At 61.4% G+C, this 24,633-nt stretch carries 27 protein-coding genes; 14 read left to right on the top strand and 13 right to left on the bottom strand.

What is annotated here, in order from left to right:
- The first annotated feature begins 239 nt into the window (after positions 1-239).
- Entirely contained in the window at positions 240-956 is a 717-nt protein-coding gene (locus GOQ25_RS19655) for an ankyrin repeat domain-containing protein (RefSeq protein WP_160349370.1), read from the top strand.
- Between the two features lie 92 nt (positions 957-1,048).
- Here GOQ25_RS19655 and sodC read toward each other — a convergent pair whose 3' ends face one another.
- Positions 1,049-1,576 carry a superoxide dismutase family protein gene (gene sodC / locus GOQ25_RS05155; RefSeq protein ID WP_160349369.1) on the bottom strand — a complete coding sequence of 176 codons (528 nt, stop codon included), beginning with the start codon at positions 1,574-1,576 and terminating at the stop codon, positions 1,049-1,051.
- Between the two features lie 300 nt (positions 1,577-1,876).
- Between sodC and GOQ25_RS05150 the strand changes: the two genes are divergently transcribed.
- The 7 genes from GOQ25_RS05150 to GOQ25_RS05120 all read left to right on the top strand — a co-directional run bounded on the left by GOQ25_RS05150 (position 1,877) and on the right by GOQ25_RS05120 (position 8,199).
- Positions 1,877-2,806, top strand: a complete 930-nt coding sequence (locus tag GOQ25_RS05150) for an ankyrin repeat domain-containing protein (RefSeq protein WP_160349368.1) — start codon at positions 1,877-1,879, stop codon at positions 2,804-2,806.
- A gap of 60 nt (positions 2,807-2,866) precedes the next feature.
- A complete protein-coding gene (locus GOQ25_RS05145; RefSeq protein ID WP_160349367.1) occupies positions 2,867-3,532 on the top strand; it encodes a thiopurine S-methyltransferase in 666 nt (221 codons plus the stop codon).
- Positions 3,533-3,695: 163 nt separating this feature from the next.
- On the top strand, positions 3,696-4,454 hold the full coding sequence (locus tag GOQ25_RS05140; protein WP_160349366.1) for a GntR family transcriptional regulator: 759 nt from the start codon (positions 3,696-3,698) through the stop codon (positions 4,452-4,454).
- Positions 4,455-4,607: 153 nt separating this feature from the next.
- Positions 4,608-5,531 (top strand): NAD(P)-dependent oxidoreductase, encoded by a 924-nt coding sequence (locus GOQ25_RS05135; protein ID WP_160349365.1) that lies wholly within the window; start codon positions 4,608-4,610, stop codon positions 5,529-5,531.
- Entirely contained in the window at positions 5,528-5,881 is a 354-nt protein-coding gene (locus tag GOQ25_RS05130) for a RidA family protein (protein WP_160349364.1), read from the top strand. The genes GOQ25_RS05135 and GOQ25_RS05130 overlap by 4 nt, the downstream gene beginning before the upstream one ends.
- Before the next feature lie 62 nt (positions 5,882-5,943).
- The gene (locus GOQ25_RS05125) at positions 5,944-7,164 is read left to right on the top strand and encodes a pyridoxal phosphate-dependent aminotransferase (protein WP_160349363.1); all 1,221 of its coding nucleotides are present in this window, start codon (positions 5,944-5,946) and stop codon (positions 7,162-7,164) included.
- Positions 7,165-7,206: 42 nt separating this feature from the next.
- Positions 7,207-8,199, top strand: a complete 993-nt coding sequence (locus GOQ25_RS05120) for a tripartite tricarboxylate transporter substrate binding protein (RefSeq protein WP_160349362.1) — start codon at positions 7,207-7,209, stop codon at positions 8,197-8,199.
- Positions 8,200-8,263: 64 nt separating this feature from the next.
- Here GOQ25_RS05120 and GOQ25_RS05115 read toward each other — a convergent pair whose 3' ends face one another.
- A complete protein-coding gene (locus GOQ25_RS05115) occupies positions 8,264-8,731 on the bottom strand; it encodes a CopD family protein (protein ID WP_160349361.1) in 468 nt (155 codons plus the stop codon).
- Between the two features lie 153 nt (positions 8,732-8,884).
- On the opposite strand from GOQ25_RS05115, the gene GOQ25_RS05110 reads away from it, so the two are divergent.
- Positions 8,885-9,367 carry a YajQ family cyclic di-GMP-binding protein gene (locus tag GOQ25_RS05110; RefSeq protein ID WP_160349360.1) on the top strand — a complete coding sequence of 161 codons (483 nt, stop codon included), beginning with the start codon at positions 8,885-8,887 and terminating at the stop codon, positions 9,365-9,367.
- A 44-nt stretch (positions 9,368-9,411) separates the two neighbouring features.
- Here GOQ25_RS05110 and rhtA read toward each other — a convergent pair whose 3' ends face one another.
- Complete coding sequence (gene rhtA / locus GOQ25_RS05105) at positions 9,412-10,314, bottom strand: threonine/homoserine exporter RhtA (protein WP_160349359.1); 903 nt, start codon at positions 10,312-10,314, stop codon at positions 9,412-9,414.
- Between the two features lie 245 nt (positions 10,315-10,559).
- Between rhtA and GOQ25_RS05100 the strand changes: the two genes are divergently transcribed.
- Complete coding sequence (locus GOQ25_RS05100; RefSeq protein ID WP_160349358.1) at positions 10,560-11,135, top strand: chromate transporter; 576 nt, start codon at positions 10,560-10,562, stop codon at positions 11,133-11,135.
- On the top strand, positions 11,132-11,662 hold the full coding sequence (locus GOQ25_RS05095; RefSeq protein ID WP_160349357.1) for a chromate transporter: 531 nt from the start codon (positions 11,132-11,134) through the stop codon (positions 11,660-11,662). Before GOQ25_RS05100 ends, GOQ25_RS05095 begins: the two co-directional genes overlap by 4 nt.
- Before the next feature lie 79 nt (positions 11,663-11,741).
- Here the strand turns inward: GOQ25_RS05095 and GOQ25_RS05090 are convergent, their stop codons facing one another.
- A complete protein-coding gene (locus GOQ25_RS05090; protein WP_336603768.1) occupies positions 11,742-12,095 on the bottom strand; it encodes a hypothetical protein in 354 nt (117 codons plus the stop codon).
- A gap of 204 nt (positions 12,096-12,299) precedes the next feature.
- On the opposite strand from GOQ25_RS05090, the gene GOQ25_RS05085 reads away from it, so the two are divergent.
- Positions 12,300-13,424: a class I SAM-dependent methyltransferase gene (locus tag GOQ25_RS05085; protein WP_160349356.1), complete on the top strand. Its 1,125-nt coding sequence runs from the start codon at positions 12,300-12,302 to the stop codon at positions 13,422-13,424.
- 28 nt (positions 13,425-13,452) lie between these two features.
- Here the strand turns inward: GOQ25_RS05085 and GOQ25_RS05080 are convergent, their stop codons facing one another.
- Genes GOQ25_RS05080 through GOQ25_RS05060 form a run of 5 tightly spaced genes read right to left on the bottom strand, consistent with a single transcriptional unit; the run spans position 13,453 to position 19,656 of the window.
- A complete protein-coding gene (locus GOQ25_RS05080) occupies positions 13,453-13,707 on the bottom strand; it encodes a formate dehydrogenase subunit delta (protein WP_160349355.1) in 255 nt (84 codons plus the stop codon).
- Positions 13,708-13,713: 6 nt separating this feature from the next.
- Positions 13,714-14,544, bottom strand: a complete 831-nt coding sequence (gene fdhD / locus GOQ25_RS05075; protein ID WP_160349354.1) for a formate dehydrogenase accessory sulfurtransferase FdhD — start codon at positions 14,542-14,544, stop codon at positions 13,714-13,716.
- Between the two features lie 20 nt (positions 14,545-14,564).
- Entirely contained in the window at positions 14,565-17,450 is a 2,886-nt protein-coding gene (gene fdhF, locus GOQ25_RS05070) for a formate dehydrogenase subunit alpha (RefSeq protein ID WP_160349353.1), read from the bottom strand.
- Between the two features lie 17 nt (positions 17,451-17,467).
- A complete protein-coding gene (locus GOQ25_RS05065) occupies positions 17,468-19,090 on the bottom strand; it encodes an NADH-quinone oxidoreductase subunit NuoF (protein WP_160349352.1) in 1,623 nt (540 codons plus the stop codon).
- Positions 19,087-19,656: a formate dehydrogenase subunit gamma gene (locus tag GOQ25_RS05060; RefSeq protein ID WP_160349351.1), complete on the bottom strand. Its 570-nt coding sequence runs from the start codon at positions 19,654-19,656 to the stop codon at positions 19,087-19,089. The genes GOQ25_RS05065 and GOQ25_RS05060 overlap by 4 nt, the downstream gene beginning before the upstream one ends.
- A 147-nt stretch (positions 19,657-19,803) precedes the next feature.
- On the opposite strand from GOQ25_RS05060, the gene GOQ25_RS05055 reads away from it, so the two are divergent.
- Together GOQ25_RS05055 and moaA are read left to right on the top strand one after the other, a co-directional pair.
- Positions 19,804-20,886: a substrate-binding domain-containing protein gene (locus GOQ25_RS05055; protein ID WP_160349350.1), complete on the top strand. Its 1,083-nt coding sequence runs from the start codon at positions 19,804-19,806 to the stop codon at positions 20,884-20,886.
- A gap of 34 nt (positions 20,887-20,920) precedes the next feature.
- Entirely contained in the window at positions 20,921-22,033 is a 1,113-nt protein-coding gene (gene moaA, locus GOQ25_RS05050) for a GTP 3',8-cyclase MoaA (RefSeq protein ID WP_160349349.1), read from the top strand.
- Positions 22,034-22,117: 84 nt separating this feature from the next.
- On the opposite strand, the gene glp is transcribed toward moaA, so the two are convergent.
- Genes glp through moaC form a run of 4 tightly spaced genes read right to left on the bottom strand, consistent with a single transcriptional unit; the run spans position 22,118 to position 24,561 of the window.
- A complete protein-coding gene (gene glp, locus GOQ25_RS05045) occupies positions 22,118-23,323 on the bottom strand; it encodes a gephyrin-like molybdotransferase Glp (RefSeq protein ID WP_160349419.1) in 1,206 nt (401 codons plus the stop codon).
- Positions 23,324-23,355: 32 nt separating this feature from the next.
- Positions 23,356-23,838: a molybdenum cofactor biosynthesis protein MoaE gene (locus tag GOQ25_RS05040; protein ID WP_160349348.1), complete on the bottom strand. Its 483-nt coding sequence runs from the start codon at positions 23,836-23,838 to the stop codon at positions 23,356-23,358.
- 2 nt (positions 23,839-23,840) lie between these two features.
- Positions 23,841-24,092 (bottom strand): MoaD/ThiS family protein, encoded by a 252-nt coding sequence (locus GOQ25_RS05035; RefSeq protein WP_160349347.1) that lies wholly within the window; start codon positions 24,090-24,092, stop codon positions 23,841-23,843.
- Positions 24,073-24,561: a cyclic pyranopterin monophosphate synthase MoaC gene (gene moaC / locus GOQ25_RS05030; RefSeq protein WP_160349346.1), complete on the bottom strand. Its 489-nt coding sequence runs from the start codon at positions 24,559-24,561 to the stop codon at positions 24,073-24,075. The genes GOQ25_RS05035 and moaC overlap by 20 nt, the downstream gene beginning before the upstream one ends.
- Positions 24,562-24,633 lie beyond the last annotated feature (72 nt).

Raw genomic sequence — 24,633 nt, 5'->3', positions numbered from 1 at the left:
GGAACCTAGGACGCGTCCTAGTTACCAAGCGTACGGTAAGGGATGATTCCTGCTCCGGGTTTGAGCATCGCCGTCGGCGTTCCTGGAGCAGAGGCCACTCTGGGAGACGAACCGTGACGATTGGTGTTGGGACAGTATTGCCGATATGGCCCGAAAAGGGTTCAGACTACGGAGTTGCATCGCAGAGGGACATTGAGCAGGCGACAGCCACGCTGTGGTCATTGACGAAAAATCATGACGTGGATAGCATCCGGGCTTTTTTTCGCGGGGGGCCACCGCCGGCGGTGATTGCGAGTTTGGCGCAAGGCGATACGCCTTTACATTGGGCCGCGCGCTTGCGATGGATCAACGAAGCCGCGGGGGGATCCTCGTCCGCTAAAGTCAACTCACATGGCGTGGACGTACTGTTGACGCTGATCCAATATCTGCCGGCCGTCGCCGTCAATGCCCGCAACGAAGCCGGACTGACGCCTCTGATGGTGGCCGCCGAGGCCGGTCAGGACTATAGCGCCAGGGTGTTGCTACGGGCGGGTGCCTCACAGACGGCGGCCGACAAACGCGGATGGACGCCGCTGTTTTTTGCGGCCTATTCGGGCGCGGTGAGTGTCATCGTGACCCTGTTGGGATCGGTCTTGGGGGCCGAGGGCGTCTGGCAGGCGTTGAACCATCGGGATTCACAAGGCAACACTGCCTTTATGACTGCCATCGCCAATGGCAACTTGGAAGCCGCCAGGGAACTCCTGGATCGCGGATCCGATATCAACGCGACCAACGCCGAGGGCAGAACGGCATTGATGCTTGCGGAGTTAAGCGAAATGACCACGGGGGCAGAAATCGCCTGGCTGGTCGAATCGGGCGCCGATGAAAACATCAAGGACCACGCCGGTATGACCGCGATGCAGTATATCGACGCAACGATCGATGGCTTCGAAAGCGCATCGCGAGTGGAACGCTGACGCGCAGCGCCCGCGCGACGCGCAAGAGTCGCGGGACGCCTTCGATCGCTGGAATCGAGCCGCCCTGACGCACAAAGCCTTCTCCCAGGTTTCTATTGTGGGATCACGCCGCAAGCGATCCGTCCGCCTCCGCCGCCTAGTGCCTTGGGATGATCGCTGTGGTTGTCCCCGCCGGCATGGACCATGATTGCCCGCCCGGCGACTTCAGCCGCCTTCAAGCGCGGGGCGAGCACGGGCGTCGTGGCCGTGCCATCGCTACCCACATAGAGCGCGGGCAGATCGCCACGATGGCCCCCGTCGTCCCAAGGCGTGCTGTGCTTTTTCGTGCCATCCGGATCGAAATGGCCTCCCGCCGCCCCGGCGGGCACCGGCTTGCCATCCTGCTGCGTCACGTCGCAACTGCCTTTCTCATGCACGTGAAAGCCGTGTACGCCCGCGGGCAAGTTCTTCAGATCGGGCGTGACCACCAGCCCATACTTGCTATCGGCCAACGTGACCGAGCCAATCTGCGGGCCGACACCGTCAGCCGATACCGCGTGCACGGGAACACTCACGTCGGCGTGAGCATATGCGCTGACCGCGAGCAGCCCTGTGAACAGAGTGATGCGCAAACCTTGCATGACTGTCTCCTATGAGTTCTGTGGAGCCCTGACATCGCCGGCCGCGATGCTGGGCTGGCTATACCGGGTCGTGAATGACCAGCGTACACGCGGATGGCATGACACGACAAGCTGTCGTGCACCCGTCGAGCGGATAAGTCGGGCTACCGACCCGCATGGGTGAAATCTATGGTTTCAGCTGAAAAATTCCTTGAGACATAGCGGGAACGGTCGCACAGGCGAGCGTTACTCAGAGGGCGCTCATTTGGCTGAGCTCGTCCTCCGAGGACGCATACCAACTCTACATTCAGGATTTCACCCATGGAAATTAGAAATCGACTTAGTCCCGCTCTTGCCGGCTTGGTGCAAGATATCCATGAGCCGTCGGACCGGCTCGTTAACCACGTGCGCTCGGCGATTCTCGATTTGAATGTACAGTCACTCGAGTACTGGTTGTCGCGTTGTACTGAGGACGTACTAAAAGCACTGGCCGCGGACGACCGCATCCGCACGTGCAGAGCGTTCAACGTAGTGGGTGCGAAGCAGCGGCAGGAAGAGGTGTGGGAGGTGGCGTACTACTATATGCCCGCGCTGTTGGAATCTCGAACCGAGGGATTGACACCTCTCATGCACGCAGCGCGGGCGGACACCGTGGAGTCGGCGAACTTCCTGCTCGGCGCTGGCGCCGATCCCACTGCGACCGACGAAAACGGCTGGACTGCGCTGTTCTGGGCGGTATGGTCGCGATCGGTGGAAATGGTGAAATCCCTTTTGCATGCCTTGGGCCTGACGGCAACGTCGCCTTCCGACACGTTGGAGTCCCGCGACCATCTCGGAAATACACCGTTGTTGATCGCTGCGGCGGAAGGTTCGCTGGATGTCGTAAAGGAATTGATCAGGCAAGGCGCCGACGTCAATGCGAAGAACAATTCGGGACGAACCGCATTGTCCTATGCGTCTGAAAGAAAATACGTGGATTTGGTGACCGTGCTGCTGGCCAACGGGGCTCGCACCGATGAACGCGACAACGAAGGGCTTACGCCCCTTCTGCATGCGATACAAGCACAGTCTTTAGAGATTATCGACGCACTGATCGACGCGGGTGCTGATCCCGACCTTAAAGATCGCAATGGACGTTCTGCGCGTTCTTATCGTAGCTACGATGATTTTGGGTACGAATTGGGCCAGCTATTATCGAGAGCACGCTCACAAAGCTCCGGCTTTCGGTCACAAACCCAGGCAGCCGACTGATCGGCATGGTAGCGCCATTCTGTACTATTCCTGCTATCGACCGCGAACAGGAAAACAAGGATGGACGCAGAATTCTGGCTGGAACGGTGGCGCGATGGGCGCACCCATTTTCATCAAACGCGGGTGACACCCCCGCTGACGAAGTATTGGCCCACGCTTGAGTTGCCCGCGCACAGCAAGGTACTGGTGCCGCTTTGCGGGAAAACGCTCGACATGCTGTGGCTCGCCGAACAGGGGCATCAGGTGTTGGGCGCCGAACTGTCATCGTTGGCGGTAGAGCAGTTCTACGAGGAAAATGGCCTGACCCCGACCATACGCGAGGCGGACGGCGGGCGCTACTACGCCGCAGGACAAATCGAGATTTACTGCGGCGATATTTTCAACATGCCGACAGAGGTGTTGGGCGCATGCACCGGCGTGTTTGACCGTGCCGCCCTCGTCGCCCTGCCGCAATCCATGCGTGCGCAATACGCCGCCACGGTATATGGGCGACTTGCCCCGGACTACCGGGGCCTGTCGATCACCTTGGATTACGAGCAATCCCAAATGGAAGGGCCGCCGTTCAGCGTTTCCGCCGATGAAGTCCAGCGCCTTTACTCGGCGCATTCGATGGCGACCTTGATCGACCGGCGCGACATCCTCGACAAAGAGCCTAAATTCAAAACACGCGGGGTCGCTCAGTTGGACTCATTGGTGTTCAGGCTCCAGGGCGCCAGGGCAGCGTAGCAGGCCTACATACATCCGCGCTTCATGGGCTCGTCGATCCGACGGGTCGCGCGGGATCGCGCCCAAAAACAAAGTGTATACAAAAAATTATTCAGATGGTGTAGACAACTTGGTGTGCACTCGGGCAAGATAGTGGCTATCCACTTTTCTACGTGCGTAAGCCATGGAAGTTGTCTCCGAACCACACGTTGTGACGAGTCCTCACGGCGCCGTCTATGACCGTATCAAGGCCATGGCCACGACGTTCCGGCTTCGGCCCGGGGAAAAGGTCAACGAACTGGAATTGGCGCGCCAACTGGGCGTCAGCCGCACTCCCGTGCGCGAGGCGCTCAATCGCATCGCGGCTGAGGGCTTCCTGATCGCGACGCCAAACCGTGGCTATTCCGTGCGTCCGCTTGACGCCAAACAGCTCATGGCGCTGTACGAATACCGCGCCACCGTAGAGCTGGGTGTCGTGCGGCTGGTCTGCGAGCGCGCGACTGACGAGGAACTGGCCGATCTGGCCCGAATGGTCGAAGGCAGCCGCGACGAGGTAGAAAGCGACGCGCAGGCGCTACGCCTGTTATCGCTGGACGAAGCCTTTCACGAGCGTCTCGCCGCGCTGGCGGGCAATCCCGAATTCCTGCGTTCGGTGCGGTCCATTAATGAACGCTTGCGCTTTCCGCGCTGGATCGATTTGAAAGTGCGGCGGTCGCAGACGCGTAACGATCACCCCGATATCGTTCGCGCGCTGCAAGCGCGCGATCAGGCTACGGTGCAGGCGCTGATGAGCCAGCACATCGAAAAGCATTTGGATCAAGTTATCGAATTGACGCGCGCGGGTTATGCCGAGATCTATACCGGCAACGCCTTGGCCGACTATGCGGAATCGCGATTTGTCGAAGGCGCGAAAGAGCTGGCCTCCGCGGAGCAGGGAGGGTAAGCCGGGTCACTTACTTTCCTACCGGAACCGCCGGACGCGAGCGTTCATCCATCGCCGCTTTGTTTCGGCTTTTTCATAACCCATCTCCGCAAAAACGCACCGACATTCATCTGCCGTTTTGTTTTCCGAAGCACTCTTACCGAGGAAGATTTCATGAAAGCTGTTTTCATTGACGCCAACCCCACTTTGGCGGCCGTTGCAGAGCGCCTGCATCGCCCCGATGATCTGGAGTTGATCATCAATCGCCAACCGGACATTACGTCCGAGCAAGTGCCGGCCGCGCTGGGCGATGCCGAGATTGTCATCATCGACCATACGCATCTGCCGACCGACATCGCGCGTCAATGCCAGAACTTGAAGCACGTCGTCTTCCTCGGCACGGGCCCGCGTTCCTACATGAACCCGGAAGAGCTCGCCGAAATCGGCATCGAAGTGCACATCATCAAGGGCTATGGCGATACGGCCGTGGCCGAATGCGCGTTTGCCTTGATGTGGGCCTCGGCCAAGAACTTCGGCCGTATGGACCGTGAAATGCGCGCTGGCAACTGGCTGCGCAGCGACGCGGTGCAACTGACGGGCAAGACGCTCGGCTTGGTCGGCTTTGGCGGTATCGCCGCTGAACTCGCGCGCCTGGCCACGGGCGCGGGCATGAAAGTTATCGCCTGGAACCGCAGCCCCAAAACGCACCCCGGCGTGACCTTCGTCGAACTGGACGAACTGCTGGCCACGAGCGATGTCGTGTCCCTGCACCTGCTCTTGACCGACGAAACGCGCGGCATGATCACGCGCGAGCGCATTCAATCCATGCGCGACGGCGCGATCCTGATCAACACCGCGCGCGGCGCGCTGGTCGACGAGGACGCGATGATCGAGGCGTTGAAGTCCGGCAAGCTCCTGCATGCCGGTCTGGATGTGTTCGTGACGGAACCGATGCCCAAGGATCATCCGTTGACCAAGCTGGAAAATGTGACCTTGTCCGCGCACTCGGCCTTCCGTACGCCCGAGGCCAGCGACAACCTGTTCCAGGCCGCGCTGAACCACTGCCGCCGTATCTCGGGCCAAGGAGTTCAACAATGAGCGCGCCCATCACCCGTCTGGATCAGAATACCCGCCGTTCGCGCGCCGTGATTCATAACGGCACGGTTTATCTCGCCGGCCATACCGCCGATGACCGCAGCCTGGATGCCGCTGGTCAAACCCGTCAGGTGCTGGCCAAGATCGACGAGATGCTGGCCGCCGCGGGCACGGATAAATCCAAGCTGCTCAACGTCACGATCTGGCTGCAGCACATGAGCGACTTCAACGCCATGAATGAAGTCTACGACGCTTGGATCGTGCAAGGGCAAGCGCCTGCGCGCTGCTGCGGCTCGGTGGAGTTGGCCGCGCCCGATATCCTGGTCGAAATCATGGTGACCGCCGCGTTGTAAGAGGCGTTTTTTACCCAGCTGCGCCGCGGTCGGCGCAGCTTTGCAGAGTGATAGGTTAAGCAATGTCTATGGATTCCCCCGCGTTTCGCCGTGCCAGCCGCATCTCCAAGATTGCGGTATCCGAGATCCTGCGCATTGGCGCGCGCGCCGCGCAGCTCAAGCGCGAAGGGCGTGACGTGATTGTCTTGGGTGCGGGCGAGCCCGATTTCGACACTCCCGACAATGTCAAAGAAGCCGCTATCCGTGCGATTCATGCCGGTGAAACCAAATACACGCTGCTCGATGGTACGCTGGCTTTGAAAGCCGCGATCGCCCGCAAGTTCGAGCGCGAAAATGGCCTGACCTACGGGCTGGACGAAATCAATGTCGGCGCCGGTGCCAAGCAAGTGCTGCACAACGCCTTGATGGCGACGCTGGACGAAGGCGATGAAGTCATCGTGGGCGTGCCGTATTGGACGTCCTATGCCGACATGATCGCGATCGCGGGCGGCAAGACTGTCGAAGTCGCTTGCCGCGAAGAAAACGGCTTTCGCATGCAGCCCCAGGACCTCGAGCGCGCCATCACGCCGCGCACGCGCTGGGTCATGCTGAACTCGCCGTCGAACCCGACAGGCGCCGCCTATGGCGAAGCCGATCTGCGCGCGTTGGCGGACGTGTTGTTGCGCCACCCGCATGTGTGGATTCTGGCCGACGATATTTACGAACATCTGATTTACGGCGACTTTGCGTTCAAGACCATGGCGCAGGTCGAGCCGCGCCTGAAGTCGCGCACCCTGACGGTAAACGGCCTGTCCAAGGCCTATGCCATGACGGGCTGGCGCTTGGGTTACGCGGGCGGGCCCAAGGAACTCATCGCCGCCATGGCCGTGGTGCAAAGTCAGAGCACGTCGAACCCGTGCTCGATCAGTCAGGCCGCCGCCATCGAGGCGCTGGATGGTCCACAGGAGGTGCTGGCCGAACGCCGTGCGTCTTTCCAGAAACGTCGTGACTTGGTGGTCGATGGCTTGAACGCGATCGAGGGTCTCAGTTGTCGCCGCCCCGAGGGCGCCTTCTACACCTACGCAAGCTGCGCGGGCGTACTGGGCCGTGTCACACCCAAGGGCAAACGTCTGGAGACCGATGCCGACTTCTGCGAATACCTGTTGTTGGATCACGATGTGGCCGTCGTGCCCGGCACGATCTTTGGCTTGGCGCCGTATTTCCGTATCAGCTACGCCACCTCGGAGGCGCAGTTGAAGACGGCCTTGCAACGCATCGCGCAGGCCGTCAAGCAGTTGACCTAAACCATGTAGTCAGTAGTAAGCACATCACCAAGGGGAACTACTATGTTGCGTCGATTCAAATTAGCCGCTGTCGCGGCTCTCACGCTGGCCTCGCTCGCGCCCGCCATGGCGCAGGACACCAAGTGGCCCACTCGTCCTATCACCATCGTTGGCGGGTTTCCCGTAGGTGCCGGTACGGACCTGTACACGCGTAAACTCGGCCAAGGATTATCGGAAAAACTCGGCGTGCCCATCGTGGCCGAGAGCCGCACCGGCGCGGGTGGCAACGTTGCTTCTGACGTCGTGGCGCGTTCGGCGCCCGATGGCTATACGTTCCTGTTCGGCACGGCCGGGACGCACGCGATCAACGCGTCGCTGTACAAGACGCTGCCGTTCGATGTGTGGAACGACTTCACCCATATCGCGTTGTTGGGCGATGTGCCCAACGTGCTGCTCGTGAATCCGCAGAAACATCCCGATATCAAGACCTGCAAGGACTTGATCGAGCTGGCACGCAAGAATCCCGGCAAGATGAACTACGCCTCGACCGGCAACGGCGCTTCGGGCCATCTGGCTGGCGCATTGTTTACCAAGATGGCCGATGTGGATATCGTGCATGTGCCGTATCGGGGCCAAGGTCCCGCGATGACGGCGCTGCTATCGGGCGAGGTAGATTTCTTCTTTAACCAGAGCGCGGCGTCCATCGCCGCGGTGAAATCTGGCCAGGCGCGCGCGTTGGGTGTGACCGTTTCCAAACCCATGGAGGCGTTGCCGGATGTGCCCACCGTGGCCGAAGGTTGTGGCTTGCCGGGCTATGAAAGCAGCACTTGGTATGGTCTGTTCGGGCCGGCCAAGTTGTCCGCCGACATTCAGAAGCGCATGAGCGAAGCCGTGATCGAAGAGATCAGCAAGCCTGAGTTTCAGCGTTGGCTGATCGAAACCCAAGGCATTACGCCGCCGTCGGATCCGAGCCAGGCCGCGTTCGAGAAAGTGCACAAAGCAGATATCGAGCGCTGGGCTGAAATCGTGAAGATGTCGGGTGCGACCGTGGATTGATTCTGACTCGCCTGTCGCGCGGCCCGCTTGGATGATTCCGGCGGGCCGCGTCACTACCGGCGCGTCAACCGAGCATGATGACCGCAATGGTCAACACGCCCAGCGCCAGGTTCACGGTGACCCATTTCCGGATCGCGGCCATGGCGTTCGCGCCGTCGGACCATTGCGCGGCCTGTACCGCACGATCCAGGCGCGGATAGAGCGCAAAACGAATATGGCCAAAGATTGCCGCCATGACCACGCCCAGAATCGCCATCGTGATCCAGGCATGCGGCATCTGAAAGCTGCCACCCGTTTCCGCGACCTGACGCGCCGTGCGTCCTATCATCCAGGCGCCGCTGGCCAGCACCACAATTACGGCGCCGAGTACCGCACTGAAGAAGCGGCCTAAGACATCCTGCATCAGGCGCAGTCGGTGCGGGGCTTCCAATGCGCCCAACGACGGACGCAGAAAACAGTGCGCGAAAATCATGCCGCCTACCCAAAGCACGATGGCGAGCAGATGCGCGAGCTTCAGAATGCTATAAAACATCGTAGTTCGTCCTCATTATGGCGGCTTCGGGGATAAGGCGTGCCGCGCCTGGGGCATCATAGCTGCTCGAAAGGTCTTACACTTGCATTCTGTGTGAAAAGTGTCGCCGGTTTGGCGGCACTGGTTTTGAATCATTTTTCGTAGGATGCATCCATGCCCAGTTTTGACGTGGTGTCCGAAGTAGATAAACACGAACTCAGCAACGCGGTCGATCAGGCCAATCGCGAGCTGGCCACGCGCTTTGACTTCAAGGGAACCGACGCCAAATTCGAACTCGAAGGTTTTGTCGTCACGCAAAGCGCACCCAGCGCGTTTCAGCTCAAGCAGATGATAGATATCCTGCGCGGCCGTCTGTCGGCGCGCGGGATCGATGTGCGGTGCCTGGAGGTCGACGCTCCGTTGGAGAACCTGGGTGGCGCGCGGCAGAAAATCACGGTGCGCCAAGGGATAGAACAACCCGTGGCCAAAAAGCTGATCGCCGCCATCAAGGGCGCCAAGCTCAAGGTCGAAAGCCAGATCAACGGCGACAAGCTGCGCGTGACCGGCAAGAAACGCGATGACTTGCAGCAAGCGATCGCCTTGCTGCGCAAGACGGACGTGGATCTGCCTCTGCAGTTTCAGAACTTCCGCGACTGATCGGGTAATCGCAGAGGCAGCTGGTCTGCTGCCTCTGGATCCTACTAGCGACGGCACCTGCGCTTAGATGTTGATGCTTTCTCCGAGGCGCGCCGATTGCCGAGCGTGATGCCGGCCGAGGCCGTGACGATGGCCAGGATCGCCATCCATTGCATGAAGGTCAAGGTTTCCTTCAGGAACATCAAGCCGCACAATGCGCCCAGAACGGGTTCCAGACTCAGCAGTGTGCCAAACACACGTACCGGCAATTTCGGCAATACATTGATTTCCAGGGCATAGGGCAGGGCGCTCGAGAGCAGCGCCACGGCGAGCGCCCAAGGCAGAATATCGGGGGCAAACAGCGCGGATCCGGCGTGCAGCAGCCCGATGGGCAGCAGGCATAGCGCGGCCACCGTGGAGGCCAGCGCGACTGTCTGCGCGCCGTGGGCTTGGCCCGCCCGTCTGCCCACCACAATATAAGCCGCCCAGCACAGCCCCGCCGCCAGCGCATACATCATCCCGGCGGGGTCCAGCGGCTGCGATGCAAACCCGCGCGGAATCAACAGCGAGATCCCCACGGCCGCCAACGCGATCCATAGAAAGTCCATGCGTTTGCGCGAGGTCAAGAGCGCCACGGCCAGCGGCCCGGTGAATTCCAGCGCCACCGCGATCCCTAGCGGTATCGTGCGCAACGACATATAGAACAGCAGGTTCATGCCGCCTAGCGACAGGCCATACGCCACGATCAGCGCCCAGCCGCGCGCGTTCATCCGTACCCGCCACGGCCGGAAATAGAGCTGCAGCATCAAGGCGGAGAACAACAAACGCAATGCGGACGTACCCTCCGCACCGATCACGGGAAAGAGCGTCTTGGCCAGCGCCGCACCGCCCTGAAGCGAAGCCATGGCCAGGATGAGCAGGAGGATGGGAGTGAGCGACGACGGCGTCTGAGAGCTAGGGCTGGACATTGCGCATGCGCTGGGCGCGATAAGGGGCTGTCATTCTAAGTCAATGCACGAGAGGGTTCGCGCGCGGGCGCGGTTTGCCACGAGCCGACGATGTTGGCGTCGGCTTAGACGGGACAGCCCCGGCGCCCGCGTTGCGGTCTTTTCCACTCAGGAGTAGGCTTCGTGCCGTTTCCGGTGCTCATGCTGACACTGTTTTCGCGCCAATGCGGGGGCCGGTCATTTTCTAGACATTGCAGGACCCTTCGATGCCTTCATCCCCTCCTACCTTCGATGCCACCGGTGTCACTAGCTCGCCGCCTACCTGCTGGGCGCTATTCAAAAACTTTTTCTTGCTGGGCGTGATGGCATTTGGCGGCGCATTGCCGTTGGCGCGACACATGGTGGTGGAGAAGAACCGCTGGCTCTCGCCCGACGCGTTTACGGAATTGCTGGGTCTGTGCCAGTTTCTGCCCGGCGGAAATATGATCAATATGTCCGTTGCTTTAGGCCTGAAATTTCGTGGGGTCAAAGGTGGCTTCGTCGCGCTGATGGGCCTGATTCTGGCGCCATCGCTCATCATCATCTCACTGGGCATGGTGTACGACCGCTACGCGAACGATCCGCATATTCAGCATCTGTTCGCCGGTCTGGCCGCCGCCGCCGCGGGCTTGCTGATCTCGATGGCGGTCAAAATTGCCCGCCCATTGCGCGGGCAGTGGTTTGGCATTGCCGTGGCCGGGATCTGTTTCGTGTGCATCGCGGTGCTGCGTTTTCCCTTGGTGTCCACCATGTTGGTGTTGACGCCTATCAGTATCCTGGTCAGCTGGAGGCTGCGTCGATGACTTCCGTATTGATTGCCCTCTTTATTATTTTCACGCAGCTTTCGGTACTGGCGTTTGGCGGCGGCAATACGATCCTGCCGGAGATGCAGCGGGAAGTCGTCGAGGTCCATGGCTGGATGACGGCCGCCGAATTCAGCGCGCTCTTCGCGTTAAGCCAGGCCGCGCCCGGGCCGAACATGATGATCGTGACGCTGGTCGGATGGCAGGTCGCGGGATGGCAGGGGGCGCTGGTAGCAACGATCGCCAAGTTCGGTCCCTCTTCGATACTGACTGGCATCGCGTTGGGATTATGGGAACGGTTCAAGGACAAGCCATGGCGCGGTATCGTGCAGACCGGGATTTTCCCCGTAACCGTGGGCCTCGTTGCAGCTAGCGCCTCGCTCATTACCGAGGCATCGGTGCATACCTGGTTGCTGGGCGCGATTACGGCCATTGTCGCGGTGGTGGCGACGTTTTCACGCGTGCATCCTTTGTGGTTGCTTGCGTTGGGCGGCTTGGTCGGGCTGACGGGGATCGGGCAGCCTTAGTGGACGGCCACGCCTGCGACCCAGCAGGTCGCGCGTGGCCGGGTGGCGCAGCTACGGCACGCTGGTTCCGCGAGCGCGTTCAAGCGCTCAGGAAGCGGATGACTTCGGCCCAGTCGTTAGTCGACAGAGCGACGTCTTCGTAGTCGCCCTCTTCCTCGTCGTAGCGCGAAACGCAGAAGCGCTCGCTCCGGCCGGATTCGCGGTCGTCATAGTTGGCGTAGTCGACATACACTTTCAAACCGCGCTCCGCGTTCTCGAATGAGGGCGCTGCATCGATGTAGGCCGACGTGTCGACGTACCCCTCGGGTAGGGAGGGCAGGGTGGTTATGTCGAAGTCGGGAAATTCACGACGCAGGCGGTCAAGGTTCATCAGGGGAGCATGTGGAAGCAGGAAGCCCGACATTTTACGTTGTTCAGTGTCGTCAGTCGTCACGCTGTCCCCAAAAATAGAGTTGGGAAGTGCCAGGCGACGTGGCCACCGCGATGGGTTTCGGGTTGCGGTTGCTGCAAGGGTTCGATGTCTAAGCGGGGGAGCTGTGCTACGGCTGCGCCGTCTACGCCGACGGTCTGCGCGATGGCGCGACCCTACCAACGGGAAACTGCTACATTGCCGGGGACTCCTTTCTTGTCTATCGCCATGTCCGCATTGCCCCTCGTTGAATGGACCGAATCCGGTCAGCCCCAATCCGCATTCTGGCGTTCCGAATCGGGTGCGCCCGTGCCGGCGCGTATCCAGATCGCCGATGACACACTGTCAGCCGATGCCGCTTATCGACTGGTGTGCGAGGGGACGCAGCTACTCTGGCGTGGGGATTTTCACAATGCACGGCAGCTGGTGCAGGCGCTGGCCCGGCGTATCGATAAAAAACCGCGCAAGCCGGCCGCAACCCCGTTGGATGCGTTTAACCGCCACCGTCAGGCGCAATCGCAGCGGGCGCGGATACTGGGCAGTGTGTTGTTGCCCTTTGATGCCGATCACACGGTGATGCTGCGCCGCGCGCCCGATGTCAGGCCAGCGTGCCTGGAAGCCTTCGGTCCCGCGCCAGGGCCTTATTTGGCGTCGTTGCGTGAATTGCAGGGCATCATCGGCGCCCATGAGTGGCGAAAAAAAGGCGTGCCTATTCCAGCGCTCAATGCGCGCATTCATCCGCACTATGGGGTTTTTTCCCCAGTGCGCGGCGAATATATCGATCTGGTCGCGCGCGCGCCGCTGCCGGCCGATCACGCGCGAGCCTTCGACATCGGAACGGGGACGGGCGTGCTGGCCGCCGTCCTGGCGCAGCGTGGCGTGATCGAGGTGATCGCGACCGATCAGGACCCGCGGGCCTTGGCTTGCGCGCGTGAGAACCTGGCTCGCCTACGCTTGGATAAACACGTCACCTTGTTGCAGGCCGATATGTTCCCCGAGGGCGAGGCGCCGTTAATCGTGTGCAACCCGCCCTGGTTGCCCGCGCGGCCTAGCGCGCCGGTGGAATATGCGATTTATGACCCGGACAGCAGGATGTTGCGCGAGTATCTGAAACGGTTGCCACAGCATCTAAGCGCGAATGGCGAGGGCTGGCTCATCTTGTCGGATCTGGCCGAGCATCTGGGGCTGCGTCAACCGGGCGAGCTATTGTCGCTTATCGAAGACGCGGGCCTGTCTGTCGTGGATCGATTGGATGCACGCCCCACGCATGGCCGCGCGTCCGATCCCAGCGACCCCTTGCACAGCGCGCGGGCGGCGGAGATTACCTCCTTATGGCGTTTGTCTCGGGCGTGAATCCTACCTCGTGCCGCGATATTTATCGTCAAACAGCCCGGGCGGGCGTCAGGCGCGCCTGGTACTTGACCACGGCATCACGCATCAGCGCATGCAGTTGGATGTCATCGCTCTGACCATCCTCATGCGCCGCGAGAAAATCCAATAATGCCACGCGCATACGCGGTTCCCAGAACTTCTGGATATGGGTGGCCGCGCCCTCCATGGCCTCCTCGCGATCAGGATAGGCGGCGAAGTAATCGCCAATGCGGTTGGCCATGCGGATCAAGTTGGCGATGTCCATGATGCGTCAGTTCTGAATGCGTTCAGCGTGGGTATAAAGGGTAGCGTCGGCATTGCGGACAAAGCCCAGCAATGCCACGTTGGCGTTGTGCGCAACGCGGATCGCCAGCGCGGTAGGCGCCGAGACGGCAGCCAGCACGCCTATGCCAGCGGATGCGCATTTCTGCACCATCTCAAAGCTCGCGCGGCTAGATACCAGGACCATGCCGTGCGATGAGGAAACGTCGTTGCGCGACAGGGCGCCGATCAACTTGTCCAAGGCATTGTGGCGGCCCACGTCCTCGCGCGCCAGCCGTATCTGGCCCTCCGAATCCGCCCAGGCAGCCACGTGCGTGGCGCCCGTCAGGTCGTGCAGGGGCTGGTGCGCGCGCAGGCTGCGCATCGCATGCAATACCGACGCGATGCTGATGGGTGCAGTGTCGGCGACCGGCTGAACTGGACGTAGTACTTCCGGCAAGGTTTCCACCCCACACAACCCGCAACCCGTTCGTCCGGCCATGGCGCGGCGTCGTTCTTTCAGCCGGACTTCGCATGCGCTCGATATTTCGATCTGCACGATCATCCCGTCAGGGCGCGCCACGACATCGATGCCGCGCACATCGCTGGCGCGCCCGATGATGCCCTCGGTCAAGGAGAAACCCAGCGCGAAGTCTTCCAGATCGGCAGGCGAAGCCAGCATCGTCGCATGACTGATGCCGTTGTACTCCAACGCGATCGGTGTTTCCTCGGCAACGCGCTCGGTTTGCGTGGCCGCCTCGATCTCGCCCGCGCGGATACGGCGCACAGAGGTCTGTGCAAAGTCGATGCGCGACTGAGAGCTAGGCGGGTGGTGGTCCATGGCGCGGGGCGTGTGAGAGGTTATTTGGTCACCATCGCCAGTTCGGATCCGCGCTCGCGACTGTGTAGCAGCTGTTGCTGCGTATCGGTAAAGCGCGACCACTCGCGTTGCCACTCGGATGGCTGGGAGACTTTCAACACCTGAACCGCGGTGACCTTGTATTCAGGGCAGTTAGTGGCCCAATCCGAATTGTCCGTGGTCACGACATTCGCGCCCGATTCTGGGAAATGGAAGGTGGTATATACCACACCCGGTTGTACCCGATCGGTGATCGTCGCGCGCAGCACCGTTTCGCCCGAGCGGCTTTGTATGCCAACCCAATCGCCTTCTGTGACACCACGGTCCTCGGCGTCCTGTGGATGCATCTCCAGCACGTCCTCGCTATGCCAGGCCACGTTAGGCGTGCGCCGCGTTTGCGCACCCACGTTGTACTGCGACAGGATGCGTCCCGTAGTCAGCAGGAGCGGGTACTTGCGCGTGCTGCGTTCTTCCGTGGGGATGTATTGGGTAATCATGAATTTGCCCTTGCCACGCACGAACGCGTCGATGTGCATGATGGGCGTGCCTTCGGGGGCTTCGTCATTGCAGGGCCATTGCAGGCTACCCATGCGATCAAGTTTGGCGTAGCTAACGCCCGAGAACGTGGGTGTCAGGCGCGCGATCTCGTCCATGATCTCGCTGGGATGACGATAATTCATGGGATAGCCCAGCGCGTTGGCCAGCGCCATGGTGATTTCCCAGTCCGCCATGCCGTTGCGCGGTTCCATTACTTTGCGCACGCGCGAGATGCGGCGCTCGGCGTTGGTAAAGGTGCCATCTTTTTCCAGGAACGAAGAGCCCGGCAGGAAGACATGCGCGTACTTTGCCGTCTCGTTCAAGAACAGGTCTTGAACCACGATGCATTCCATCTCGGACAGCGCGGCGGCGACGTGCTGCGTGTTGGGATCCGACTGCACGATGTCTTCGCCCTGGCAGTACAGGCCCTTGAACGATCCTGCCAGCGCTGCCTCGAACATATTGGGAATACGCAAGCCGGGCTCGGGCTGGATCGTCACGCCCCAGTCAGCCTCGAAGAGCGCACGCGCAGCGTCATCCGACACATGGCGGTAGCCAGGCAACTCATGCGGGAACGAACCCATATCGCAGGAACCCTGCACATTGTTCTGACCGCGCATCGGATTCACACCCACGCCTTCGCGGCCGATGTTGCCCGTGGCCATCGCGAGGTTGGCAATCGCCATCACTGCGGTAGAGCCCTGACTGTGTTCCGTCACGCCCAGACCGTAGTAGAACGATCCGTTGCCGCCCGTCGCGTACAGGCGCGCCGCACCACGCACATCGGCGGCGGGTACACCCGTGACCTCTGCCGTCGCTTCGGGCGAGTTATCGGGGCGCGCCACGAATTCGCGCCATTCGTTAAAGGCCTTGGCTTCGCAGCGTTGGGCGACGAAATCCTCGGCGACCAGGCCCTCGGTGACGATCACATGCGCCATCGCCGTCAACAGCGCGACGTTCGTGCCGGGGCGAACGGGCAGGTGATAGTCCGCCTTGATGTGCGGGGAATCCACCAGCTCGATACGACGCGGGTCGATGACGATCAACCGCGCGCCTTGGCGCAGGCGGCGTTTCAGGCGCGACGCAAAAACTGGGTGTGCGCTGCTGGGGTTCGAGCCCATCAACACCACCACGTCCGTATGCATGACGGAATCAAACGTCTGCGTGCCGGCCGATTCGCCCAGCGTCTGCTTCAATCCATAACCTGTCGGCGAGTGACATACGCGCGCGCAGGTATCCACGTTGTTGGTGCCGAAGGCCGCACGCACGAGCTTTTGCACGAGCCAGGTTTCTTCATTGGTGCAACGCGAGGACGTGATGCCACCCACCGAGTCACGGCCATACTTGTTCTGAATGCGGCGAAACTCCGATGCGGTGTAGGCCAGCGCCTCTTCCCAGGAAACTTCGCGCCAGGGGTCAGTGATACGCTCGCGGATCATGGGCTTGAGCACGCGTTCCTTATGCGTCGTGTAGCCCCAGGCAAACCGGCCTTTCACGCAGGCGTGGCCCCGGTTGGCCTTGCCGTCTTTCCACGGCACCATGCGCACGACTTCCTGCCCCTTCATCTCGGCCTTGAAGCCGCAGCCCACGCCACAATACGCGCAGGTCGTGATGACGGAATGCTCGGCCTGGCCCATCATGATGACGGACTTTTCTTGCAGGGTAGAGGTGGGGCAAGCCTGCACACAGGCGCCACAGGACACGCAATCGCTTTCCAGGAACGATTGATTCTGGCCCGCTGTCACGCGTGATGCGAAACCCTTGCCGGAGATGGTCAGCGCAAACGTGCCCTGGGTTTCCTCGCAAGCGCGCACGCAGCGATTGCAGACAATGCACTTGGACGGGTCGTAGGAGAAATACGGGTTCGAGGCATCCGTCTCGGCTTTCAGATGGTTTTCGCCCTCATAGCCATAGCGCACCGCGCGCAGACCCACGACGCCCGCCATGTCCTGCAGTTCGCAGTCGCCATTGGCGGGACAGGTCAGGCAGTCGAGCGGGTGATCGGAGATATAAAGCTCCATCACACCACGGCGCAGGTCGTGCAGCTTCGGCGTTTCGGTGTAGACCACCATGCCGTCTTCGACCGGCGTGGTGCACGATGCGGGATAGCCTCGACGTCCGTCGATCTGCACCAGGCACAGCCGGCAGGAGCCGAACGGCTCCAGGCTGTCGGTCGCGCAGAGTTTAGGAATATTGATCCCGGCCTCGGCGGCCGCGCGCATCACCGACGTGCCTTCCGGTACGGAGATTTCCTGGCCGTCGATCGTCAGGGTGATCAGGCGCGCGTCCGGGTTCAAGTCCCGGGCGGGCGTGCCCATATCGCGTTCGCGTTTGATAACGGTTTCGAGCATGGCGGTTCTCGTTCGGATCAGGCCTGCTGAGAGGCGGTTTGATGGGCGGACGGCGAGTCTTGGACGATGCCGAAGTCCTGCGGGAAATGATTTAGCGCGGACAACACGGGGTAGGGTGTCATGCCGCCTAGCGCGCATAAGGAGCCACCCAGCATGGTGTCGCACAAATCGCGCAGCAGATGGATATGTTGCTCGCGCTGCGGACCGCCCGCGCGAATCTTGTCCACGGTCTCTTTGCCGCGCACCGCGCCGATGCGGCAGGGCGTGCATTTGCCACAGGACTCCACCGCGCAGAACTCCATCGCATAACGCGCCATATGGCTCATATCGACGGTATCGTCGAACGCGACGATACCGCCATGGCCCACCATGGCGGAGATATTGATGTAGGCCTCATAGTCCAACGGCACATCCCATTGCGATTCCGGCAGATACGCACCCAACGGGCCGCCCACCTGCACCGCGCGCAGTGGCCGTCCCGAGGCGCTGCCGCCGCCGAAGTCGACCAGCAAATCGCGCAAAGTCACGCCAAACGCCAACTCCACCAGCCCGCCGTGCTTGAGATTGCCGGCCAGTTGGAAAGGCAGGGTACCGCGCGAGCGGCCCATGCCATAGTCGCGGTAGTACTGCGCGCCACGGGCCAGGATAATAGGCACCGATGCCAGCGAGATTACGTTGTTGATGACAGTCGGCTTGCCAAACAGACCCGCAATGGCGGGCAGCGGCGGTTTAGCGCGCACCACGCCGCGTTTGCCCTCCAGGCTTTCCAAGAGCGAGGTCTCTTCGCCGCAGATATAGGCGCCCGCGCCGGTGCGGACTTCCAGGTCGAAGCGCTTGCCCGTGCCTTGGATATCATCGCCTAGCCATCCCTCCGCGCGCGCCCGGGCGATCGCCTCGCGTAGCGTGGCAATCGCATGCGGATATTCCGAACGCACATAGATATAGCCATAGGCGGCGCCCACGGCCAGCCCGGCGATGGCCATGCCTTCGATCAGGGTGAAAGGATCGCCTTCCATCAACAAGCGATCCGAAAACGTGCCGGAGTCGCCTTCGTCCGCGTTGCAAACGATGTATTTCTGTTCGGCCGGTGTCGTCAGCACCGTTTTCCATTTGATGCCGGTGGGAAAAGCCGCGCCGCCGCGCCCGCGCAGGCCCGAGTCTGTCACTTCGGTGACGATCTGCTCGGGCGACAGGTTTAAAGCACGGCGCAGGCCCTGCATGCCCTCGTGCGATACATAGTCGTCTAGCGACAATGGATCGATCACGCCCACGCGCGCGAAGGTCAGGCGCTGCTGCTTTTTCAGATACGGAATTTCTTCAGTCAGACCGAGATGCAGGCGATGGTCGCCGCCTTGTAACCAGCCTGCGTCGAAGAGCTCAGCCACGTCTTCAACCTGCACAGGACCATAAGCGGCACGACCCGCCGGAGTGACGACTTCTGCTAAGGGCTCCAGCCACAACAGACCGCGCGAACCGTTGCGCACCAGCCGGACGGGCACGCCGCGACGTTGTGCTTCGGCTTCGATAGCGTGCGCGACGGCATCGGCATCCATCGCCAGGGCAGCGGCGTCGCGCGGTAAATAGATCGTGACGGCGTCCTGGGTATCCGTCGCATTCGAATGGAGAACACCGGTGCTCATGCCTGCACCTCCGCTTTGCTTTGCCGCGCTTGATTCAGCAGGCGCACCAGTTTCTCCGCGCTCACGCGTGCATGCGGCTGACCATCCAACATGACCGCGGGCGACTGTGCACACAGTCCCAGACAGTAGACGGGTTCAAGGGTAAATTCGCCGTCGGCCGTGGTTTGATGAAAGTCGCAGCCCAGATGCTGCTTTGCATGCGCGATCAGGCGATCCGCGCCCATGGACTGACAGGCTTCAGCGCGGCAGACCTCCAGCATGTGACGGCCTGCCGGCTCGGTGCGGAAATGCGGATAAAACGTGATGACGCCATGCACTTCGGCGCGAGACAGATTCAAGGCCTCGGCGATGACAGGCACCGCGTCGGCCGGAATACAGCCCAGCGCATGCTGTATTTCATGCAGGATGGGCAACAGCGCGCCGGGCTGTTCGCGCCAGCGCGAGGCCACTTCCGCTGCCGTGACAACGGCGGGCGAGGCGGACGCGCGCGCTGCCGCGAGCGTCGATTCGCCCCCATGGGCGCCGGCGCTGCCGGGGGAATGGGGGTGTGCCTGCGCACTGAGCATGCTGGTCTCCTGGGACAGTCTCAAGCAAATCAATTCAATCGCACGCCCGCGTTTTGATAATATGCTTTTAAAATCACATTAATTCGAGCGGGACCGCGTATTTCGCGTACTCTAACCGGCCGATCGGCGTAGTTCAATAGGAAATGTATGACATATAAGTTCCGGGTTGCCCTGCGGCCGTCGTGGGTCCTGGAAAGCGGGCCCGACGAGGCACCGCAATCGCTGCAGGATCTATTGCGATTGCTATCGGCCATCGACGCCAGTGGCAACATCGCCGGCGCGTGCAAGGAATGCGAGCTGTCATACCGCCACGCCTGGGGTGTGCTGCGGCGATTCGAGGGGCTTTTTGGTACGGCGTTGCTCATCACGAATCGCCGGCAGGGCACCAAGCTATCCGCTTTTGCCCAGCGCTTGCTGTGGGCCAATCGCCGCATCGAGGCCAGGCTCATGCCCACGCTGGACAGCCTCGCCTCTGAACTGCAAAAAGAACTGGAGAAGCTGCTACCCGAAACTGTGCCGTATCTGCGGCTGCACGCCAGCCATGGCTTTGCCGTCCAGACGCTGATGCAGCACATGAACGCGCGCGAACCGGGCCTGGAGCTACGGTATCGCACCGCCATCGAAGCCCTGGCCGCGCTCGAGCGTCACGAATGCGATCTGGCGGGCTTTCAGATTCCGATGGGCGAATTCGAGCGGCCTATTCTTACGCGTTATGCGCAATGGCTGTCCTCTGATGACTATCTGCTGATCCACTTGGCCATACGCGATACTGGTCTCTTCGTGATGCCGGGCAACCCGAAACAGATTCACGGCATGGCCGATCTCGCACGCCCGGACGTGCGTTTTGTGAACCGCCAGATCGGTTCGAGTACGCGCCTGTTGGTGGAACTGATGTTGGAACGCGCGGGAATCTCGACCAGCGCGGTGCAGGGTTACGAGACCAATGAGTTCACCCATATGGCGATTGCCGCGCATATTGCCAGTGGCATGGCCGATACGGGTGTGGGCGTGCAGACGGCTGCGGGGCGGTTTGGGCTGGATTTTGTGCCGCTGGTGCGAGAACGGTATTTCTTCGCGATTCGCCGTACGTCTTTGGACACGCCGGCCATGCAGGATCTGTTGAAAATCCTGCGCGGCGAAGAATACCTCGCCTATGTCGGCCAGTTGCCGGGTTATGACACCGGCGATACGGGGCGTATCGTCACCTTGAAAGAGGCATTTGGCGTCTGATGGCCCACCGGCCATTGCGCGATATGATAGTTACATGAGCAAAGTGATTTTCCTCGCCGACCATACTGCGCTTCGTACTGCGACTGTGCCGCAGGGGACGCTGCCCGCCGCCGGGCAACCGGTGCTGGACCGGCTCGCGCGTCCGATGCGCGATCTGCGTATTTCCGTCACGGACCGCTGTAACTTTCGCTGTACCTACTGCATGCCGCGCGAGGTGTTCGACGGGAACTACACCTTCATGCCGCACTCGGCCTTGCTATCGTTCGAGGAAATCACGCGTGTGGCAGGGTTGGCCGCGCAACTGGGCGTAGAGAAAATCCGGCTCACCGGCGGCGAGCCGCTGCTGCGCAAGAATATTGAAGTGTTGATCGGTATGTTGGCCGAGCTGCGTACGCCTGCCGGCAAGCCGCTAGAGCTGACATTGACCACCAATGGCATTTTGCTGCGTCGTAAAGCCGCCGCGCTCAAGGCCGCGGGGTTGAACCGGGTCACCGTCAGCCTGGATGCACTGGACGCCGAGATGTTCGCGCGCCTGAGCGACAGCAAATACACGCCCGTGGATGTGCTGGACGGTATCGCGGCCGCATCCGAGGCGGGCTTGCAGCCGGTCAAGGTCAATATGGTCGTGCGTCGTGGTCTGAACGACGATCAGATCGTGCCCATGGCGCGTCATTTCCGTCATACCGGGCAGGTGCTGCGTTTCATCGAATATATGGACGTGGGCAACACGAACGGCTGGAACATGAAGGAAGTCGTGCCCAGCAGCGAGGTGCTGCAGCGCATCGGCCAGGAATTTCCGTTGACCGCCTTGGAAGCCGACGTGATGGGCCGTGTGGCCGAGCGCTGGGCCTATACCGATGGTGGCGGTGAGATCGGCGTCATTTCTAGCGTCACGCAGGCGTTCTGCAGCGGCTGTACCCGTGCGCGCCTGTCGCCGGAGGGCAAGATTTTTCTCTGCCTGTTTGGCTCGGAGGGGCATGATCTGCGCGGTCTGTTGCGTAGCGGCGCCGACGATGAGGAAGTTGCCCGCGCGATGGCTGGCATCTGGAGCCAGCGCGAGGACCGTTATTCAGAGCTGCGTTCGGAAGGCGCTCCGGTCCTGCCCGTAGGCGAGCGCAAGGTCGAAATGAGCTATATCGGCGGCTAACGTGGAGGCCGCGGCGCCGCGCTGACCGGGGGCGGATAACATTGACGTCACGCACCCCGGTCTAACGCGCCCCGGTCGAGGACATTACGCCAGCCAGTGCGCGACGTCGTAATACCGCACGATATCCCCATCGTTGACGGTTTCGCCCGCCGGGGTGCGAGCCAGACCCGTGGCCCATGGCATAGAACTGATGACCGAGGAATCCTGATTCGGATACGGGATCAGCTCGGTAGTGCCTTGCGCGGTCTGACGGCATTGCACGCGCAGAAATTCCTCGCGGCTGTCCTTATGCGGGCGCGCCAGCCGGATCGGTGCTTGCGTGACCTGAGGAAACAGGTTGGCGCGCCCCTGCATGCGCCGCACCAGCGGTGATACCAGCATGGTGTAGACGGCATACACCGACACCGGATTGCCGGGCAGGCACACAATGGGTTTGCCGTCGATATGCGCGAGCGCGACGGGCTTGCCCGGTTTCATGCGCACTTTCCACAGCGACAGCTGGCCGCCCAGCGATTCCAGCACGGGCTTGACCAAGTCCTTCTCGCCCACGGATACGCCGCCGATGCTCAACAACAGATCGCAGTCGGCGAGTATGGTTTGAATCGCCGTGCGTAGGTCTGCTTCGTTATCGCGTGCGTGCAGCACGTGTATGACTTGCGCCCCGGTCTTTTGCACCAAGGCAGCGAGCATGGGCCCATTGCAGTTGTAGATCTGTTGCGCCGCGCGCGCTTCACCGGGGTTCACCAATTCGTCGCCCGTGGTCAACACGCCGACGCGTACCGGTTTGAACACGGGCACCTCGGTCAGACCTTGCGAGGCCAGTAACGCGATATGCGCGGCCTCCAGCAGGATGCCGCTGGTGAGCAAGGTCTTGCCCGCGGTCGTATCCATGCCGCGCTTGCGCACGAATTCGCCTTGCGTGGGCGCTTGCAGGATCTCCACGTGACCGTCGGCCTCGCGGGTGATTTCCTGAATAACCACGGTATCGGCGCCCGGCGGAATCAGGCTGCCGGTGAACAAACGCGTGGCTTGGCCCGCCTCCAATGGCGCAGGCATTTCACCGGCAAAAACGCGTTGTTGAACGGGTAGCCGTGCGCCGGGCTGATAGTCGGCGAATCGGATGGCATAGCCGTCCATCGCGCTGTTGTCGGCCGGCGGCAAATCCAGGGTGGCCGTCACGTCTTGTGCCAGCACGCGTCCCACGGCTTGCATCAGGGTCACGGTTTCTTGCCCGCCGAGGGGCGATGCCGCCTGCGCCAACAGCGCCTGGGCACGTTCGAAATCGAGCAGATCGTTATTCATGCGTCTTACGTATTAAAGGCTCACTGGTTTGCACGCGGCGCGGCGGCAGGCGATTCCCAGGATTCGGTGCGTTCATGGTCGGCCGCGCGCTGCTCCACCCAAAAGCTCTTGCCATCGGCCAGCGTCTCGCGTTTCCAGAAAGGCGCGCGCGTCTTGAGCGCATCGATCATGTATTCGCATCCGCGAAACGCATCGCCTCGATGCGCGCTCGCCGCCGCGACAAACACGATTTGCGCGCTTCGGGTCAGCGCACCCACACGATGTGCGATCACCGTGCCGGCGAGCTGCCAACGCTCGCGCGCCGTGGCCGCGATGGTTTCCAGCTCGCGTTCGCACATGCCGGGATAGTGTTCCAGGAACAAAGTGTCGGTTTCCTGGCCCGGCGCGAAATCGCGCACATAGCCGGTAAAGGTCACGATGGCGCCAGCCTGCCCACCCACCTGCTCACGCAGTCCGGCCAGCAAGGCCGCGCTATCGAAATCGGCTTCTTGAACAATGACCATGGTCAACCTCCGGTCACGGGTTCGAAAATCGCGACTTCGTCTCCTGGAGCGATGGTCGCGTTTGCCTTCGCGTGCATTTGATTGATCGCGAGTTTCAAGCGTGCAGCAGGGGCGAGATCTGGATAGCGTTCCTGCAAGGCCTCCAGCAGCTGCGCGCCTGTCGTGGGCGTAGCAAGCGGCCAGCTCTCGCCGCGCTTACCGACTAACTCCGCGACGCGGGCGAAATACAGAAGATTAACCGTTGCGCCATTCACCGCTTTTTCCTCCGGCTTTGTATTCCAAATGGACGTTTTCGATCACGATGCCCTTATCGGCCGCCTTGCACATATCGTAGATCGTCAGCGCCGCGACGCTGCATGCGGTCATCGCTTCCATCTCCACACCAGTCTTGTAACGGGTGCGGCAAGTGGCGCGGACCTCGACGGTGTGGCTCTCGTCATCCAGCGCGAAATCCACCCCGACGAAAGCCAGTGGCAAGCTGTGGCACAGCGGGATCAGCTCGGCGCAGCGTTTTGCGGCAAGCACGGCGGCCACCCGCGCGGTATTGAGGACTTCGCCCTTGCCCTGGCCGGGCTGGGTCAGCAGCCCGTAGGCGACGGCGTTCATCCGGACCCGGCCGGCGGCAATGGCGACGCGATCGGTTTCGGTCTTGGCGCCGACGTCGACCATGCGGATTTGACCGGACTCGTCCAGATGACTAAGCGTAGGGGATTCAGAGGACATGGACAGCAACATGACATTAAAAATTGAACGCGGAAGCGCCTGGATTTCGCCTTGCGCATGCGCCCTATGATA

This window comes from Bordetella sp. 15P40C-2 (assembly GCF_009763235.1).
In the GTDB taxonomy this organism is placed as follows: domain Bacteria; phylum Pseudomonadota; class Gammaproteobacteria; order Burkholderiales; family Burkholderiaceae_B; genus Bordetella_A.
This window is presented reverse-complemented; position numbering and strand designations above follow the sequence as displayed.